Source organism: Nitratireductor sp. J20-h4 (assembly GCF_056780505.1).
Window position 1 is genome coordinate 2,639,497 of the sequence record NZ_CM165557.1, and the last position, 17,162, is coordinate 2,656,658.

Consider the following 17,162-nt stretch of genomic DNA (forward strand, 5'->3'; position numbering starts at 1 on the left):
AGGCCCGCTCCGCTTCGCAAAAAGAGGGCACGACTCGGCAAGTCGCGCCCTTTTTTCCGTGACGTCCGCCGGTCAGCCGTTCTCGCGCTCGAACGCCGTGATATGCCGGTCGAGTTCGGCATATTCCGCGCAGCCCGTGCCGCAACGCTTGGCGATCTCGCCCAGTTGCTCGCGCGCCGCGGCGAGGTCGCCCATCTGCAAATGCGCCTCGCCGAGATACTCGCGCGTCAAGACGTGGTCGGGATCGAGCCGCAACGCCTCCTCGTAATAGCCCAGCGCGATCAGCAGCCTGCCCTTTTTGCGATGCGCGTAACCGAGCATGTTGTAGATGCCCGGCTGCTTGCGGCCCTCGGCAAGCCGCAGGACGGAGATCGCCTCGTCATACTGGCCGGCATAGGCGAGCGAGCGCCCGGCCTCAAACAGCGTCTCCGTGTCGAGCGCACTCGATTTCGCGACGCATTTTTTGGTGGACTTGTCGTAGACCTGCCCGGCCGGGCAGTCCATCGTGTCGCTGCCTCCGCCACCACCGCCGCCGCCGGCGGCCAGCGCGGCGCCGCCCGAAAGCGGCAACCCGACCAACAACGCAGCGGCAAGGCTCGTCAGATATCTCGGCATAGGCTCCTCCTTGCATGACTCTTCCCGGATACGGCGCGGGCGGTCGATTGGTTTGTCCCTTCGAGCAGAACAATAGGACCGAAACACGCCATGCCCTCCTCACATTGCCGTGACGAGGCGCTGGCGTATCCGCCACCGCCGGGCTTTGCCGCACCGTTTCGGCTTGCTAAACGAAAGCAACGACGTCCCCGAAACGGTTTTTTATGTCCCGCTCCCTCGCCAATCTGGTTCTTCTCTTCGCCGGCGCGCTGTGGGGCATGGGTTTCGTCGCCCAGTCGACCGCCATGGACGCGCTCGGCCCGTTCCTGTTCGTCGGCCTGCGCTTCCTGGTCGCCACCCTCGCCATGCTGCCCTTCGCGCTCAGAGAGCGCGCGACGGCCGAAACCGCGCTGGCACCGGCCGACTGGCGCGCCTTCGGCCTGATCGGCATCCTGCTGTTCGGCGGCATGGCCTCGCAGCAGGCCGGCCTGCTGACCACGACGGTCACCAATTCCGGATTCCTGACCGGGCTCTATGTCGTCATGGTGCCGTTTCTGGCGGTCATCATCTACCGGCAATGGCCGCATCCGGTGGTGTGGCCTGCCGCTTTCGTCGCGCTCGCCGGCATCTGGCTGTTGTCGGGCGGCGCGCTCGCCGGGCTGACCGTCGGCGACTGGCTGACCATTCTGTGCGCGCTGTTCTGGGCCTTGCAGATGATCTTCATCGCCCGCCACGCCGCCGGCAGCGGACGGCCGATCACGCTGGCGGTCACCCAGTTCGCGGTCTGCGCCGCCCTGGGGCTCGCCACCGCGCTGGCGCTGGAACCGATCCGGCTTGCCAGCATCATCGCCGCAGCGCCGGAGATCCTTTATGCCGGTGTCTTCTCCGGCGGCATCGCCTTTACGCTCCAGGCCATCGGCCAGCGCTACACCACAGCCTCGCAGGCGGCGATCTTCCTGTCCTCGGAATCCGTTTTCGCAGCCCTGTTCGGGGCGATTTTCCTCGGCGAACGGCTGCCCGCCGTGGGGCTCGTCGGGTGCGCGCTGATCTTTTTCGCCATTCTCGCCGTCGAAATCCTGCCGCCGCTTTTCCTGCGCCGGCGCGGCGCGGCCTGAACCGCCGACTTCATTTGCATCGGCCCGGCGTTGAATTCATTATGCGGAGACAGGCGCGCATGGAGCGGTACGGTGCAAAAGACCATCGAACCCAGCTGGGATCTGACGATCGACCCGGACACGGTGCGCCTCTTCATCCTCAAGGCGAAGGCGATCAGCGCCGCTCTCAGCGACGATTACAATGACGGCGCAGAACACGAGGTCGAGTTCGACGGCAACCTGCGCGACGGCCACCATCATGACGGGCTCGCCGAGGAAGAATCCGAAAACCTGACCGAGAGGGAGCTGCGCGCCCTGATCGGCGACCTGAACGTCGATGAGACGGCCGAACTCATCGCCCTCGCCTGGCTCGGCCGCGGCGACTACGAGGCATCGGAATGGGACGCAGCCGTCGCCGAGGCGCGCCAGCGCGGCCGTCGTCGCATCGCCAGATACCTGCTCGGCATGCCGATGCTGGGCGATTGGCTGGAGGAAGGCCTGGAAGCGATCGGCGCATGACGGCTTAGGCGGTGCGCCTCGAGATCGCCCATCCGGGCTCCACCCGAGCCTATGTTTCATCAACGAAACGCGATGTGACCGAACCGGTCACGCCACGGCCGTCACCGCTGTGTATGGCACGGCGACAGGAAGGTTGAACCGGTCCGAAAACACGTTGACTCACAACCAAAACCCGATGAATCACCGCGTCACCAAACCAGGGCAAGTTTTTGTTTTGGCTTTTATCTTGAGCGCAGCGTCGGCAAGCGGGATCGCCGCCGCGCCGCTGCCGGATACCGCGCCCGCGCCCGCATTGCGGCCGATGCCGGAAACACGGACCGCTGCGCCCGTTCCCGCGCCGGCGCCACGCCGCAGCGTCGGCGACGACGCGCAACCGGCCCCGCCGCCGGTCGAGGCGAACGCGACCGAACGGGCCTGCCGCAAGCGCCTGCGCACGCTCGGCGTATCGTTTCGAGACGCCGCGCCCGTGCGCGATCCGGCGGGCTGCCGCATCGACCATCCCGTGCTGGTGCGAACGCTTTCCCCGCAGGTCGCCCTGCGTCCACCGGCGCTGCTGAATTGCGCCATCGCCGAAACCGCCGCCCGTTTCGTGCGCGACGTGGCCGCTCCGGTCGCCGCGCGCCGCTTCGCGCAGCCGCTCGCCGCGCTGCATCAGGTATCGGGTTATGTGTGCCGGCCGCGTAACGGCTCGGCGAAACTGTCCGAACACGCGTTCGGCAACGCGATCGACCTGTCGGCCTTCGAACTGGCCGACGGCACCCGCATCGAGGTCGGCAAGCCGGCCGGCGCTGACGAACTCCGGTTTCTCCGCTCCGTGCGCGGCCGCGCCTGCGGACCGTTCAAGACCGTGCTCGGTCCGGGCGCGGATGCCGACCATGCCACCCATTTCCATTTCGACCTGGCCGAACGGCGCGGCGGGGCGACTTTTTGCCAGTGAGCCCGGGTCGCCAGCGATCCGGGGCGGCCTGCCCGGATTTAGCCCAATTCGTAAATGCCGGCGCTGAGCTTTCCTTTACGCTTCGTCGCTATTGTGGCGTGAAACGGACGGGAAAAGTTCATGCGTTTATCCTTCCGCCGCGCTCCATCGCCGGCTCGGGGCCGGTCGCGCCGCCTGCCCGCCGCGCCGCTCGCCGTGCTTGCCGCCGGGGTGCTGGCGCTGTCGGCCTGTTCGGTTTCGGAGGTGATGCGGCCGGATGTGGACGTCGGCGCCAAGACCAGCGCCGTGCCGGCGCGCGGGCTGGCCCGCCTGGTGCCGTCCAACCCGTTCATGGCCGGCTTCCCGCGTTTCAACAGCCCGGCCTCGCCCTTCCAGACGATGTCGGCCGAGGAGCGCCAGTGCCGGACTGCGCTGAAACGGCTCGGCGTGACCTATCGCGACATCGCGCCGATCAACGACAGCGCGTCGTGCCGCATCGACCATCCGGTCGAAATCTCCGGATTTTCGGGCAACATCGCGCTGAAACCGGCCGCCACGCTCAACTGCCAGATGGCGCTCGCTTTCGCCCGCTGGACCAAGGACGAACTCGCCCCGGCCGCGCGCTGGCGCTACATGTCGGGCATCCGCACCATTCACCAGGGGTCGAGCTATTCCTGCCGCCGGGTCAACGGCACCACCAAGATGTCGGAACATTCGCGCGGCAACGCGCTCGACGTCATGCAGATCGACCTGAAGAACGGCAAAAAGATCGACGTGCGCAAGCCGGGCTGGTTCTCCTTCCGCGAGCGCGGGCTCTTAAACACCGTGCGCTCGGACGCCTGCGGCTATTTCACCACCGTGCTCGGTCCCGGTTACGACCGCGACCACGCCGATCATTTCCATTTCGACATCAAGCCGCGCCGCAACGGCTACCGCGCCTGCAAATAGCCGCGCCCCGGCCGCCGCCTTCAGCCGTTCGCCGGCACCGGGCTCGGCCTGCCCTCCTTGTCGAGCGCCACCATGATGAAATCGGCGTCGGTGACCTTTTCCATCAGGTCGGACAGGTAACGCTGCGCCCAGGCCTCGACCTTGAGCACCATGGAGGTGCGGCCGACGCGGGTGATCTCGGTATAGATGCACAACGTGTCGCCGATCTTCATCGGCTTGGCGAACGACATCTCCTTGACCGCGGCCGTCACCACGCGTCCCCTGGCGCGCTCGGCCGCGCGGATGCCGCAGGCAAGGTCCATCTGCGCCATCACCCAGCCGCCGAAAATATCGCCGGCGGCGTTGGCGTCGCCGGGCATGGCCAGCGTGCGCAAGGTCAGCTCGCCGCATGGCGGGATCCGGTTTTCGCCCATGGTTCGCCTTTCAGCATCGTGTCGCGCAAACCCGCTGGTAACGGCGGGACTGTCCGACGTCAACGACGAGAACGACGAGAACACGCGCGCGCGGCTACGAAAATCCCGACCTGCCATGTCGCCCTGGCGGCGCGCAATCGCCGCGCCCCTCGCCTAGTCTTGGTGGCACGAGATCACCAAGGAGGCCATGACCGATGCCGAAAGCCCGCGCCGCCGTGTGCCACGCGTTTGGACAGGAACTGGCGATCGAGGAGATCACGCTCGCCGAACCCGGACCGGGCGAGGTGCTGGTCGACGTCAAGGCCTGCGCCATCTGCCATTCCGACATTTCCTATGCCGAGGGCGCCTGGGGCGGAACGCTGCCGGCGGTCTACGGCCATGAGGCCGCCGGTATCGTCGCCGCGACCGGGGCGGGCGTGACCGGCGTTGCGCCCGGCGACCATGTCGTCGTCACCCTGATCCGATCCTGCGGCGCGTGCCATTATTGCCGCCGGCAAAGCCGGGTGATGTGCGAGGAGGTGTTCGCGCTCGACCGCGAGGGCGCGCTTACGGGCGCCGACGGAAGCCGCTACGAGCAGGCGATGCGCACCGGCGCCTTCGCCGACAAGGTGGTGGTGCATCAAAGCCAGCTCGTCGCGATCCCCGCCGACATACCGTTCGACAGCGCCTCGCTGCTGGCCTGCGGGGTGATCACCGGCTTCGGCGCCGTGCTCAACTCCGCCCGCGTCGGACCCGGCGAGGCGGTCGCGGTCGTCGGCTGCGGCGGCGTCGGGCTCAACAGCATCCAGGGCGCGGCGATCGCCGGCGCGGCGCCGATCGTGGCGATCGACCTTCACGACGACAAGCTGGAGGCGGCCAAACGGTTCGGCGCCACCGACGGCGTCAACCCGGCCCGCGAGGACGCCGCGGCCCGCGTCAAGGCACTGACCAACGGGCGCGGCGTCGACCATGTCTTCGTCACCGTCGGCCAGAAGGCCGCCTTTGACGGGGCCTTCGATTATATCACCAAGAACGGAACGGTCGTCGTGGTCGGCATGCCGCCCTCGGGCGTGCTTGCCCAATACGATCCCGGCACGCTTGCCGCCTGGAACCAGAAGATCATTGGCTCCAAGATGGGCGAGGCCGACATAGAGACCGACATTCCCGCCCTCATCGAGCATTATCGCGGCGGCCGGCTCAAGCTCGACGAGCTGGTCAGCGCGCGCTACCCGTTGGAGGCGATCAACCAGGCGATCGCGGCGGTGAAGGCCGGCCACGCGCTGCGCAACGTGATCGTGTTCGACTGAGGACCGGCGGCTGGGAAGGAGCGGCAGACGATGAAGATCACCGACGTGAAGACCTGGGTGGTCGGCAATCCGCCGCCCGGCATCGGCGGCAAATATTTCATCTTCGTGCGGCTGACGACCGATGGCGGCGTGACCGGCTACGGCGAGGCCTACAACGCCACCTTCGGCCCGCACGTGACCGCCCGGATGATCGAGGATCTGGCGGCGCGCTATCTGGTCGGCCGCGACCCGCACGACATCGAGGCGTTTTTCCGCCGCTGCTACTCCTCCGGCTTCACCCAGCGTCCGGACGTCTCGGTGATGGGCTGTTTTTCCGCGCTGGAGATCGCCTGCTGGGACATTATCGGCAAGGAGGCCGGCAAGCCGGTCTACATGCTTCTGGGCGGCCGCGTGCACGAGAGCCTGCGCTCCTACACCTATCTCTATCCGCAGGAAGGCTCGGTGCATTCGGAAGACGCGCCCGAGGGCCGCAACGTCTACAACGACCCCGATCTCGCCGCCCAATGCGCGGCCGACTATGTCAGCCAGGGTTTTACCGCCGTCAAGCTCGATCCGGCCGGCCCCTACACCGCGTTTGACGGCCACCAGCCGCGGCTTGTCGACATCGACCTGTCCGCGCGCATGATGAAGGCGATCCGCGCCGCGGTCGGCACCTCCTGCGACATCCTGTTCGGCACCCATGGCCAGTTCACCGCCTCCGGCGCGCTCAGGATCGCGCGCGCGATCGAGCCCTACGACCCGCTCTGGTTCGAGGAACCGGTGCCGCCCGACATGCCCGAAGTGATGGCGCAAGTCGCCCGCGCCACCTCTATTCCGGTCGCGACCGGCGAGCGGCTGACCACCAAGGCCGAATTCGCCCGGGTGATCGAGCACCGCGCCGCCGCCATCCTGCAGCCCGATCTCGGCCGCTCCGGCGGCATTCTGGAAACCAAGAAGATCGCGGCGATGGCCGAGGCCTACCATATCCAGATCGCGCCGCACTGCTATTGCGGGCCGATCGTCGGCGCGGCCAACATCCAGCTCGCCGTCACCCTGCCCAATTTCCTGATCCTGGAATCGCTCAAGCAGTGGGACGGGTTTCATGCCCGGCTGTTGAAAAAAAAGATCGCATGGCAGGACGGCGACGTCATTCCCCCGACCGAGCCCGGCCTCGGCGTCGAACTCGACGAGGCGGTCTGCGAGGCCCACCCCTATGACGGCGACGACCTGCATCTGCAGATGATGCAGACCCCGCTAATGCCCTGAGGAGGCCGCGATGACGGACAAGCCCGCCTACGCCTTCATCGGCCTCGGCCATCTCGGCCACCATCTCGCCGCCCGCCTGCTTGCGGCAGGCTACGCCGTTTTCGTCCACGACCGCGACCGGGAGGCCGTCGCCCGGCTGGTCGACAAGGGCGCGGTCGCCTGCGCCGGCCCGGCCGAAGCCGCCAAAAGCGCCGGCAACGCCATCACCTGCCTGCCCTCGCCGGCGGTCAGCGAGGCGGTGCTGGCCGGGCCGGGCGGCCTGCTCGACGGCCTGCCGGCGGGCGGGACCTGGATCGAAATGTCGACCAACGGCCGCGACGAGATGCTGCGGCTGGCCGGCCTCGCCGCCGAGCGCGGCGTCGCGGTGCTCGAATGCCCGGTCACCGGCGGCGTGCATCTGGCCGCCGAGGGCCGCATCACCGCGCTGGTCGGCGGCGACACGGCGCTTTACGACAGCCACGCCCCGGCGATCGCGGCGATGTGCCACAAGCATTTTCTGATGGGCCCGCTCGGCGCGGCGGCGGTGATCAAGGTGATCACCAACATGCTCGCCTTCATCCATCTGGTCGCCGCCGGCGAGGCCCTGATGCTGGCCCGGCGCGGCGGGCTCGACCTGGCCCAGGCCTATCACGCCATCGCCGCCTCGTCGGGCACCAGCTTCGTGCACGAGACCGAGGGCCAGCTGGTCTTGAACGGCTCCTACGATATCGGCTTCACGATGGACCTGGCGCTGAAGGATCTGGGCTTCGCGCGCGCCATGGCCGCAGAATTCGGCGCGCCACTCGATCTGGCCGCGCGTGTCGAGGCGATCTTCGAAAACGGCAGGGCGGCCTATGGCGGCGAGGCCTGGTCGACCATGATCGTCAAGCTGCTGGAGGACGAGACCGGCACCGATCTGCGCGCCCCGGGTTTCCCCGCCCGGCTCCAGGCCTGAGGCGCGCCGGCGCGGACGGCGTTGGGGACCGCGGGCGCACAAAGCCGGTGCGCCCGGCCCCGGCCCCGGCCGCCGCGGCGCCGCGACAGGCGATCACCGTGTCGCCGGCCGCAAGCCGGTCGACGCCCGCGCCGACCTCGGCCGCGATCTCGTAGGCCAGCGCGTAGAAGCCGGCTTCGACACTTGGCGTCCCGTCGTCGACATCGCTTTCGTCACGTACCGTAGCTCGGCCGATCTTCGAACCGATAGTGCCTAGGCCATCCGTGTCGTTGATACCTTCGTTATTTATGCCCGCCCCATAGCCGCGATTGTAAGCGTCCATGGACAGGATGGCGAGGAAGAGGTCTTTTGAAATCGGCATTCTACTTCTCCGTGTCGAAGCGTCCGGCGCTCAGATCATTCGCAAACCGATTGGTCGTATTGATTGTGCCAAAACGGTTCCCGTCCAATCGCTTGTCATAGTACTCCCCCAGCCACCCCAGCACCGCCTCCACCCGTCCCTCCGTCACGGCCTCATCGGTGATCTCCAGCGTGATGCGTTTCAGCGCCACACCGGGGCCGAAGCTCGCGGCAAGGTCGTCGGGATCGACGCGTTTCACCGTCGTCGGGTCGGCAAGGTCGGTGAAGGTCACCAGCAGCGGGTAGCGATTGCGCGGCACTTCACGGGTTTCATGCATGGACTCAAGTCTCTCGGCCCGTTCGAACGGCGACGGCGCGGGCTCGGGAAAGAACAATGTCAGCGCGACCTCGCGCTCCCAATCGCCACGGCCGAGCAGGGCGAACAAATAGCGTCCGGGCGCCACCTCGACGAAGGACGCCTCGCCACGCATCCGCGAGCCGAGCCCGCCGCCCCCCGCGCCAGGCGCCCACTTTGGCGAGGTGCCGGCCTCGACCGCGACCACGCTACCGCCGCTGACGACGCCAGACGGCGTCTCGATCTCTATCACCAGCTTCTGGCGCCATTCCCAGTTCTTGAAGCCCAGCGCATCGCAACCGGCGAGCGTGAGCGCGACGACGACTAGGACGACCTCTTTGGCAATGCTCATCGTCCGGCGCCCTCCCGCGCCTTTTTCAAGGTTCGCGAATCTATGAAGTGGCTCGGTGTGATCTTGTGTTCGGCGGTCATATCTCTTGCGAACCGGGGCTGCATCTCTGGCGGAAGGATGTATCTTGCCGCCAGAATCCACCCCAGCACCGCCTCCACCCGTCCCTCCGTCACATCCTCGTCGGTGACCTCCAGCGTGATGCGTTTCAGCGCCACACCGGGGCCGAAGCTCGCGGCGAGGTCGTCGGGATCGACGCGCCTGACCGTCGTCGGGTCGGCAATGTCAGTGAAGGTGACAAGCAGCGGGTAGGCCTCGCGGGCAACCTCGCGCACGCCGCGAAAGCCTGCGATCTTGGGATAAAGCGTCTCGTAGTCGGAACGGCGCTCGCCCAGTTCCTCATGCAGCGTGTAGCCGGCGATGTACTTTGTCGGCTCGCCGATCAGCGCGAACAGCAAACCGCGCGCGCCGAGGTCGACCACCGTCGCCTCGCCGCGATAGGCGGTGGGGTAATGGTCGAGTGCGTTGGCCTCCTGCCAGCGCACATACGAAACCGCCGCGCCGAAAACGGTCTCGCCGTCGACCAGCACCTCGACGGTGAGTTTCTGGTTCCACTCCCAGCGTTCGGCGAACCAGCCACAACCGGCCAGCAGCAAGGCGGTCATGACCAGCACCGCGACCGGAAACTGGTGGGTGGCACGCAGGCTCACGCCATAAGTCATACTACCTCGCAAAGTCCGACGCGCATCACCGTGACGGGAACAGGCATTCGTCAGTCCCTTCTGAAATCGAGTCGTGAGAGATCGTTTGCGAGGCGGTTCTCTGCCTCGATCGTGCTGATAGAACGACCGTCCAGCATCGTGTTGCCTATGGTTTCCAACCACCCCAGGACCTTCCCCACCCGTCCCTCCGTCACTTTCTCGTCGGTGATCTCCAGCGTGATGCGTTTCAGCGTCACGCCGGGGCCGAACGTTGCCACCAGATCGTCGGGATCGACGCGCCTGACCGTCGTCGGGTCGGCAATGTCGGTGAAGGTGACCAGCAGCGGGTAGTGCTCCGGGGGCACCTCCAGCACCCGACCGGCGCTTGCCAGCACAGCCGCGAACACCGCCTCGCGGCGGCCGTTCGCCGGCGTGTCGGTCAACATGCGGCCAGCGAGCTTGGCGGTATAGGCACTGTCGCCGGCCCGGCTCAACAGCGCAAAAAGCACTCCGCGTTCGCCAAGGTCGACGACGACCGCCTCGCCTTGAACCTCTTGCAGCCAGGCAGCGCCGCCCCAACCGCCGCTGAAGAAGTTGGGCCACCAAAGCACGCTGCTGACGGCCGAGCCGGAGACGATCTCGCCGCCGACATCCACGGTGACGCTCAATTTCTGATGCCAGCGCCAATTGTTGAAACCGAGTTCGCCACAGCCGGCCAGCAGAGTGATGGCAAACAAAGCAGGAAGGAGGGCGACCTTGCGTCGGAAGAGGCTTGTTGCGGCCATCACAGCGTCATTCCCTGACAAAGTCGCCGCGGTTCAGGTCCGAGGCAAAGGTTGCGAAATAGGGATGGCCAAGCCCCCCGGCGTCCGTCGATCATCACCTTGCACCGCCGCGCATTTGGCCTACTCCCGCTTGAAATCTATCGAGTAGAGCGTTTCTTCGACCGTCAGTTCATCCGCATATTTTTTGCTCGTAGGTTTGAGCCTGCCCATGATTGAGCCCCACCACCCCAACACCTCCTCCACCCGTCCCTCCGTCACCGCCTCGTCGGTGATCTCCAGCGTGATGCGTTTCAGCGCTACGCCGGGGCCGAAGGTGGCGGCGAGGTCGTCGGGATCGACGCGCCTGACGGTCGTCGGGTCGGCAATGTCGGTGAAAGTGACCAGCAGCGGGTAATGCTTCGGCGGGACGTCGTGCGTCTCCCCGTTGAAGCGACGCATGCGGCTGGCGGGCACCAGATAGGGATCACCCTGCTTCGGCAGCGGATCGAACAGCACCGCACGCGCGACGAGATGCGCGGAGCCCACCAGCGCGAACAGATATTGCCCGTCCGGCAGCCGCAGCACCACCGCCTCGGCCCTGACCGACCAGTCGCGCGGCGATGCCTCGGGCAGGATTTTCGGCGTCGCCCACCATGCGACCTCGGCCACGCTCGAGGCGCTGACCGGCCCGTCCGGCGTGTCGATTTCGATTGTGAGCTTCTGCCGCCATTCGTAACCGGGATAGGTGATGCGCCAGCCGAGATAGGCCGCCGCGACCAGCGCCGCCAGAACGGCGAGAACCTTGCGCGAGCGGTTCATGTGTGGACCGCGTGCGAGAAGGCGGAACGTCCCTGGTTGGACGCGAGCGTGACGACGGCCGCCATCAACGGGCCTTCTGAAAAGGTCATCGTCACCTCCGGATAAACTCGTTCGTGCTGATGGTGCCGTAGCCGCGCGGACTGGTGTTTGGATAACGCAGGGTTTCGCTGCGACCATCGTTGATGGCGGGGTCGATCTTGGGAACATTCATCCACCCCAGCACCGCCTTCACCCGTCCCTCCGTCACTTTCTCGTCGGTGATCTCCAACGTGATGCGTTTCAGCGCCACACCGGGGCCGAAGGTGGCGGCGAGGTCGTCGGGATCGACGCGCTTGACGGTCGTCGGGTCGGCAATGTCGGTGAAGGTCACCAGCAGCGGGTAGGCCTCGCGGGCAACCTCGCGCACGCCGCGAAAGCCTGCGATCTTGGGATAAAGCGTCTCGTAGTCGGAACGGCGCTCGCCCAGTTCCTCATGCAGCGTGTAGCCGGCGATGTATTTTGTCGGCTCGCCGATCAGCGCGAACAGGACACCGCGTTCACCGAGGTCGACCACCGTCGCCTCGCCGCGATAGGCGGTGGGATAATGGTCGAGCGCGTTGGCCTCCTGCCAGCGCACATACGAAACCGCCGCGCCCGACGCGATCTCGCCGTCGACCAGCACCTCGACGGTCAGCTTCTGGTTCCACTCCCAGCGTTCGGCGAACCAGCCACAACCGGCCAGCAGCAAGGCGGTCATGACCAGCACCGCGACCGGAAACTGGTGGGTGGCACGCAGGCTCACGCCATAAGTCATACTACCTCGCAAAGTCTGACGCGCATCACCGTGACGGGAACAGGCATTCGTCAGTCCCTTCTGAAATCGAGTCGTGAGAGATCGTTTGCGAGGCGGTTCTCTGCCTCGATCGTGCTGTCGGAACGACCGTCCAGCATCGTGTTGCCTATGGTTTCCAACCACCCCAGGACCTTCCCCACCCGTCCCTCCGTCACTTTCTCGTCGGTGATCTCCAGCGTGATGCGTTTCAGCGCCACGCCGGGGCCGAAATGCGCAGCGAGATCGTCGGGATCGACGCGCCTGACCGTCGTCGGGTCGGCAATGTCGGTGAAAGTGACCAGCAGCGGGTAGGCCTCGCGGGCAACCTCGCGCACGCCGCGAAAGCCTGCGATCTTCGGATAAAGCGTCTCGTAGTCGGAACGGCGCTCGCCCAGTTCCTCGTGCAGCGTGTAGCCCGCGACGTATTTGGTCGGCTGGCCGATCAGCGCGAACAGCAAACCGCGCTCGCCGAGGTCGACCACCGTTGCCTCGCCGCGATAGGCGGTGGGGTAGTGGTCGAGTGCGTTGGCCTCCTGCCAGCGCACATAAGAAACCGCCGCGCCGGAAACGGTCTCGCCGTCGACCAGCACCTCGACGGTCAGCTTCTGGTTCCATTCCCAGCGCTCGGCCAACCACCCGCAGCCGGCGAGCAGTAGCGTGGCGAGAACGAACCCGACCAAAGGAACCAATCGAGGGCAGCGCGTGGAATTTTCGAACACGAGGCTCTGCAACTTTGTCATCGTCATCTTCGAATGAACTTGGTCCGACCGATTGTCTCGTAGCCAACCGGGCTGTTGTCCGGTGCTCTCAGCGGGTTTTCTCCACCGCCGGCGGCAAGGAAGCGTTCACGCGACCAGCGAAGCCACCCCAGCACCGCCTCCACCTCTCCCTCCGTCACGGCCTCGTCGGTGATCTCCAGCGTGATGCGTTTCAGCGCCACACCCGGGCCGAAGGTGGCGGCGAGATCGTCGGGATCGACGCGCCTGACCGTCGTCGGGTCGGCAATGTCGGTGAAAGTGACCAGCAGCGGGTAGGCCTCGCGGGCAACCTCGCGCACGCCGCGAAAGCCTGCGATCTTGGGATAAAGCGTCTCGTAGTCGGAACGGCGCTCGCCCAGTTCCTCATGCAGCGTGTAGCCGGCGATGTACTTTGTCGGCTCGCCGATCAGCGCGAACAGCAAACCGCGCGCGCCGAGGTCGACCACCGTCGCCTCGCCGCGATAGGCGGTGGGGTAATGGTCGAGTGCGTTGGCCTCCTGCCAGCGCACATACGAAACCGCCGCGCCGAAAACGGTCTCGCCGTCGACCAGCACCTCGACGGTGAGTTTCTGGTTCCACTCCCAGCGTTCGGCGAACCAGCCACAACCGGCCAGCAGCAAGGCGGTCATGACCAGCACCGCGACCGGAAACTGGTGGGTGGCACGCAGGCTCACGCCATAAGTCATACTACCTCGCAAAGTCTGACGCGCATCACCGTGACGGGAACAGGCATTCGTCAGTCCCTTCTGAAATCGAGTCGTGAGAGATCGTTTGCGAGGCGGTTCTCTGCCTCGATCGTGCTGTCGGAACGACCGTCCAGCATCGTGTTGCCTATGGTTTCCAACCACCCCAGCACCGCCTTCACCCGTCCCTCCGTCACTTTCTCGTCGGTGATCTCCAGCGTGATGCGTTTCAGCGCCACGCCGGGGCCGAAGGTGGCGGCGAGGTCGTCGGGATCGACGCGCCTGACCGTCGTCGGGTCGGCAATGTCGGTGAAAGTGACCAGCAGCGGGTAGCGATTGCGCGGCAGCACGCGGGTTTCGCGCATGGTCTCCAGCCTCTCGGCCCGTTCGAACGGCGACGGCGCGGGCTCGGGGAAGAACAAGGTCAGCGCGACCTCGCGCTCCCAATCGCCGCCGCCGAGCAGCGCGAACAGAAAACGTCCGGGGGCCACTTCGGCGAAGGACGCCTCGCCACGCACCCTTGCGCCCAGTCCGCCGGCGCCAGCGCCGGGCGCCCATTTGGGCGAGGTGCCGGCCTCGACCGCGACCAGGCTACCGCCGCTGACGATGCCAGACGGCGTCTCGACCTCGATCACCAGTTTCTGGCGCCATTCCCAGTTCTTGAAACCCAGCGCATCGCAGCCGGCGAGCGCCAGCAGCGCCGCGACCAGCGCGGATTTCGCCCAAAAACCCCGCCGGCTCACGCCGCGCGCCCCGCGCCCCGCGCCGCGCGCCCCGCGCCCCGCGCGGCGAAAGCGGCGGCCGGGTGCGCTGCCGCCGATCTGCTTGCGCCGTTCGAAAGGACCATGCCGAGGCTCCCGCTACGGCGTCGTCCGCCGCGCTTGCTCCAAAACCGCCGCCCGAAGGCCGCGCCGTCACCCCGCCTGCCACATTAGCGATGGCTTGTTAAAAAATCATGCCACGATATCCCAGCCGCGATGCGCCCCTCGCCTGCCGGCCCCGCACGGATCTCGCCGTGCCGTTGCGCCGGCTGCATGCGACCCCGCCGGAGCCGGGCTGTAGACGTCTGAGATTATTGACCGGCGCGCCCGGCCTCGGTGACGATGAAGTCCATCGCGATGTCGTGGGGCTGCGGATAGATGGTGGCGATGGCGGCCGCGGCGTAACCGACGCCGATCACCGTCGGCCGGGCCGGCAGCGCCGCCAGCGTGCGGTCGAAGAACCCGCCGCCGTAACCCAGCCTGTAATTGGCCGGATCGAAGCCGACGACCGGCGAAATCACGATGTCGGGGATGACGGCCGGCGCCGCCGGCGGAACCGGAATGTTCCACACGCCCTTTTCCAGCTTCATGCCCGGCCGCCAGTCGCGAAACACCAGCGGCGCGGCCTTTTCCACCACCACCGGCAGGGCGAGCGTGCCGCCGCGCCGCATGAAGCCGGCGGCGAAGGCGCGCAGATCCGGCTCGCCGCGAAACGGCCAGTAGAGGCTGAGCCGCCGACCGGCCGGATCGCCGATCGCCGCGTCAAGATGGGTCGCGATCGCGCCGGCCATGGCGCTGCGTTCGGCCGCCGGCACGGCCAACCGTGCCTCGATCAGCCGCTGGCGTTCGGCCTTGCGCCAGCGCATGATGTCGGCGCGCGCCTGCGGATCGCTGTCGGACGCGGCAAAACCCGGCTGCAATTCGTGCATGAAACAGGGCGGCGAGGCATAGGCCCCGCCCGCTGCCCGATCGTCCTCGTCCGCCATCGCACACCTCGCATTCTTGCGGCACCGCGGCGGCAAGACCCGCCGTGTCCCGATCGGCAACCGAGCCGATCCTAGACCGCCACGCAAGGCCGCCCCTGCCACGCAAGCGACATCGCGGCGTCGCATCGCCGACCCTCACCGCCTTGCGCACATCCCGCGCACGGTGCGCTCAAGAAGCGCCATGCCGCCCGGCCGCCAGCCGAGCGCGCGCAGTTTGCGCGTGTCCATCAGGTTGAGGGCGGCCGGGTCGGCGCGCGCCGGCAGGGGACCGCCCGCGCCGGCCGCATCGCCCACAAGCGCCAGAAGGTCGTGCCGGTCGAGCACGATGTCGGCGACGTTGAAGACCTCGCCGCACACCGCCCCCGGCGCGGCCGCGAGCACATGCCGCACCGCCTGGCCGACATCGGCGCCGTGCACCTCGCCGGCCACGCGCGGCGCGACCGGCCGGCCGGCGAGGAAATCGTCAAACAGCGGCTGCCATTTGTGCGCCCGGTTCGCCGCGGCCGGCCCGTAGACGCCGGTGATGCGCAGCGCGGCGGCGCAAAAGCCGGCATCGCCCAGCCCAAAAAGCCCCTGTTCGGCGGCGTGCTTCACCGTGCCGTAAAGCGTGTCGGGATGACACGGCGTGTCTTCAAAAAGCGCGGCACCCGGCGGCTGCCGGCCGTAGACGGCGCGGCTCGACAAAAACACCACGCGTCTCACGCCGGCACGTTTGGCCTGGTCGAACAGGGCCAGGCTGCCGTCGAGATTGCGGCGGCGAAACCCGGCCGGATCGTCGCCCTCCCCGCCCCGGTAACGGCCGGGCAGATGGTCGAAGGCGGCGTGAACGAAAAAATCGATGCCCGCAAAGGCCGCGCTCCGGTCGCGGCCGGGATCGAGCGCGCCTTCGACGAAGCCGGTGGCACGCGGAAAAAAACCGGCCGGCGGCGCGGTGCGGCCCAAAAGGGTAACGTCGTGGCCGGCCGCAAGCAGGGCCTCGACGACGAACCGGCCGACAAGGCCGGTGCCTCCCGAAACCAGCGTCGCCGGCACGACCCTAACCCCGCGCCGTCGGTGCGGGCGGCGGCAGGGCGGCGATATCGGGGATCGCTCCGCCTCGGTGGAAGGCCCGCCACAGATCGATCAGCGGCCGCAGCCTGTCGGCCTTGGCATGGTCGCCCTGCCAGGGTTTTTCGTACTGGTAGTGCACGACCGCGACGGAATTCCAGTCCCACAGTTCCGGCAGTTTGAACCAGACATATTGCAGCATGTTGCAGAACACCGGCAGGCCGTGCCAGTCGGGAAAAAAGCTCTGCAGAAAGGTCTGGTCAGTGCGGGGCCAGAAGGCGCCGGGCGCATCGAGCGCGGCGAGCATTCTTTCAAACGTCCGTTGCGAGGGCCGGGCGACGAAAACGCCCGAATTCATGCGGTGGAAGTCGGCAAGCCGCTCGTAGACATTGGGCGCGGCGGAAAACTCCGGGTAGGCAAACAGCCGGTCGATATTGCGCAGGACCAGCGTGTCGGCGTCGAGAAAGACGACGCTGTCATAGTCCTCCAACTGCCACAGCCTCAGCTTGGCGAAATTGTCGAGCGGGGTGTGGAAGGCGGGCTTTTCACCTTTGGTGAAGGGGTTGCGGCCGTGAATCTCACTCTTCGCATGGCGCGCATTGAACGCATCCGAGGTCGCCAGCATCGCGACCGGCCGCAGCCGCGCGCCGAGCGCGGCGACCGGCGCCAGCGCCGCGGGGTCGACGCCGCCGGTGTGCATGACCACGATATCGGCGCTCGTTGCGGTCAGCCGCAGCGAGCGCACCAGCGCGCTCGCGCCGAGCGCGAAATCGGCATTGGTGACCAAGGTGACATAGGCGCGCGCAGCGCTCACCGGGAAAATCTCGTCATTCGCCTGCC

At 67.1% G+C, this 17,162-nt stretch carries 21 protein-coding genes; 7 read left to right on the top strand and 14 right to left on the bottom strand.

Annotated features, from left to right (window positions below; genetic code table 11):
• Positions 1-72: 72 nt before the first annotated feature.
• Entirely contained in the window at positions 73-615 is a 543-nt protein-coding gene (locus ACT2B0_RS12820) for a tetratricopeptide repeat protein (RefSeq protein WP_473465451.1), read from the bottom strand.
• Between the two features lie 203 nt (positions 616-818).
• On the opposite strand from ACT2B0_RS12820, the gene ACT2B0_RS12825 reads away from it, so the two are divergent.
• The 4 genes from ACT2B0_RS12825 to ACT2B0_RS12840 all read left to right on the top strand — a co-directional run bounded on the left by ACT2B0_RS12825 (position 819) and on the right by ACT2B0_RS12840 (position 4,071).
• The gene (locus ACT2B0_RS12825) at positions 819-1,709 is read left to right on the top strand and encodes a DMT family transporter (RefSeq protein WP_473465453.1); all 891 of its coding nucleotides are present in this window, start codon (positions 819-821) and stop codon (positions 1,707-1,709) included.
• Positions 1,710-1,781: 72 nt separating this feature from the next.
• Positions 1,782-2,207, top strand: coding sequence for a DUF3775 domain-containing protein (locus tag ACT2B0_RS12830; protein WP_473465456.1), 426 nt, complete (start codon positions 1,782-1,784; stop codon positions 2,205-2,207).
• A 226-nt stretch (positions 2,208-2,433) separates the two neighbouring features.
• Entirely contained in the window at positions 2,434-3,144 is a 711-nt protein-coding gene (locus tag ACT2B0_RS12835; RefSeq protein WP_473465458.1) for an extensin-like domain-containing protein, read from the top strand.
• 120 nt (positions 3,145-3,264) lie between these two features.
• Positions 3,265-4,071 (top strand): extensin-like domain-containing protein, encoded by an 807-nt coding sequence (locus tag ACT2B0_RS12840; protein WP_473465460.1) that lies wholly within the window; start codon positions 3,265-3,267, stop codon positions 4,069-4,071.
• Between the two features lie 20 nt (positions 4,072-4,091).
• Here the strand turns inward: ACT2B0_RS12840 and ACT2B0_RS12845 are convergent, their stop codons facing one another.
• On the bottom strand, positions 4,092-4,484 hold the full coding sequence (locus ACT2B0_RS12845; protein ID WP_473465462.1) for an acyl-CoA thioesterase: 393 nt from the start codon (positions 4,482-4,484) through the stop codon (positions 4,092-4,094).
• Positions 4,485-4,678: 194 nt separating this feature from the next.
• Here ACT2B0_RS12845 and ACT2B0_RS12850 point away from each other — a divergent pair, with 194 nt between their 5' ends.
• From ACT2B0_RS12850 to ACT2B0_RS12860, 3 genes are read left to right on the top strand one after another with little or no spacing between them, the layout of a single operon-like run.
• Positions 4,679-5,770 carry a zinc-binding dehydrogenase gene (locus ACT2B0_RS12850; protein WP_473465465.1) on the top strand — a complete coding sequence of 364 codons (1,092 nt, stop codon included), beginning with the start codon at positions 4,679-4,681 and terminating at the stop codon, positions 5,768-5,770.
• Between the two features lie 30 nt (positions 5,771-5,800).
• Positions 5,801-7,015, top strand: coding sequence for a mandelate racemase/muconate lactonizing enzyme family protein (locus tag ACT2B0_RS12855; RefSeq protein ID WP_473465468.1), 1,215 nt, complete (start codon positions 5,801-5,803; stop codon positions 7,013-7,015).
• A gap of 10 nt (positions 7,016-7,025) precedes the next feature.
• Positions 7,026-7,949, top strand: coding sequence for an NAD(P)-dependent oxidoreductase (locus ACT2B0_RS12860; RefSeq protein WP_473465470.1), 924 nt, complete (start codon positions 7,026-7,028; stop codon positions 7,947-7,949).
• On the opposite strand, the gene ACT2B0_RS12865 is transcribed toward ACT2B0_RS12860, so the two are convergent.
• From ACT2B0_RS12865 to ACT2B0_RS12920, 12 genes are all read right to left on the bottom strand, one after another.
• On the bottom strand, positions 7,879-8,310 hold the full coding sequence (locus ACT2B0_RS12865; protein WP_481658398.1) for a hypothetical protein: 432 nt from the start codon (positions 8,308-8,310) through the stop codon (positions 7,879-7,881). The two genes, ACT2B0_RS12860 and ACT2B0_RS12865, sit on opposite strands and share 71 nt — an antisense overlap.
• A gap of 1 nt (position 8,311) precedes the next feature.
• Entirely contained in the window at positions 8,312-8,995 is a 684-nt protein-coding gene (locus ACT2B0_RS12870) for a hypothetical protein (protein ID WP_473465472.1), read from the bottom strand.
• Entirely contained in the window at positions 8,992-9,714 is a 723-nt protein-coding gene (locus ACT2B0_RS12875; RefSeq protein WP_473465475.1) for a hypothetical protein, read from the bottom strand. The genes ACT2B0_RS12870 and ACT2B0_RS12875 overlap by 4 nt, the downstream gene beginning before the upstream one ends.
• Before the next feature lie 50 nt (positions 9,715-9,764).
• The gene (locus ACT2B0_RS12880) at positions 9,765-10,478 is read right to left on the bottom strand and encodes a hypothetical protein (protein WP_473465478.1); all 714 of its coding nucleotides are present in this window, start codon (positions 10,476-10,478) and stop codon (positions 9,765-9,767) included.
• A gap of 120 nt (positions 10,479-10,598) precedes the next feature.
• The gene (locus tag ACT2B0_RS12885; RefSeq protein ID WP_473465480.1) at positions 10,599-11,276 is read right to left on the bottom strand and encodes a hypothetical protein; all 678 of its coding nucleotides are present in this window, start codon (positions 11,274-11,276) and stop codon (positions 10,599-10,601) included.
• Positions 11,277-11,367: 91 nt separating this feature from the next.
• Entirely contained in the window at positions 11,368-12,069 is a 702-nt protein-coding gene (locus ACT2B0_RS12890; protein WP_473465483.1) for a hypothetical protein, read from the bottom strand.
• Between the two features lie 50 nt (positions 12,070-12,119).
• Complete coding sequence (locus ACT2B0_RS12895; protein ID WP_473465486.1) at positions 12,120-12,827, bottom strand: hypothetical protein; 708 nt, start codon at positions 12,825-12,827, stop codon at positions 12,120-12,122.
• Between the two features lie 2 nt (positions 12,828-12,829).
• Positions 12,830-13,531, bottom strand: a complete 702-nt coding sequence (locus tag ACT2B0_RS12900) for a hypothetical protein (RefSeq protein ID WP_473465488.1) — start codon at positions 13,529-13,531, stop codon at positions 12,830-12,832.
• A gap of 50 nt (positions 13,532-13,581) precedes the next feature.
• Entirely contained in the window at positions 13,582-14,271 is a 690-nt protein-coding gene (locus tag ACT2B0_RS12905) for a hypothetical protein (protein ID WP_473465490.1), read from the bottom strand.
• Positions 14,272-14,600: 329 nt separating this feature from the next.
• On the bottom strand, positions 14,601-15,275 hold the full coding sequence (locus ACT2B0_RS12910) for a 5-formyltetrahydrofolate cyclo-ligase (RefSeq protein ID WP_473465493.1): 675 nt from the start codon (positions 15,273-15,275) through the stop codon (positions 14,601-14,603).
• Positions 15,276-15,410: 135 nt separating this feature from the next.
• Entirely contained in the window at positions 15,411-16,307 is an 897-nt protein-coding gene (locus ACT2B0_RS12915) for an NAD-dependent epimerase/dehydratase family protein (protein WP_473465495.1), read from the bottom strand.
• Positions 16,308-16,311: 4 nt separating this feature from the next.
• Positions 16,312-17,145 (bottom strand): glycosyltransferase, encoded by an 834-nt coding sequence (locus ACT2B0_RS12920; RefSeq protein ID WP_473465969.1) that lies wholly within the window; start codon positions 17,143-17,145, stop codon positions 16,312-16,314.
• Positions 17,146-17,162 lie beyond the last annotated feature (17 nt).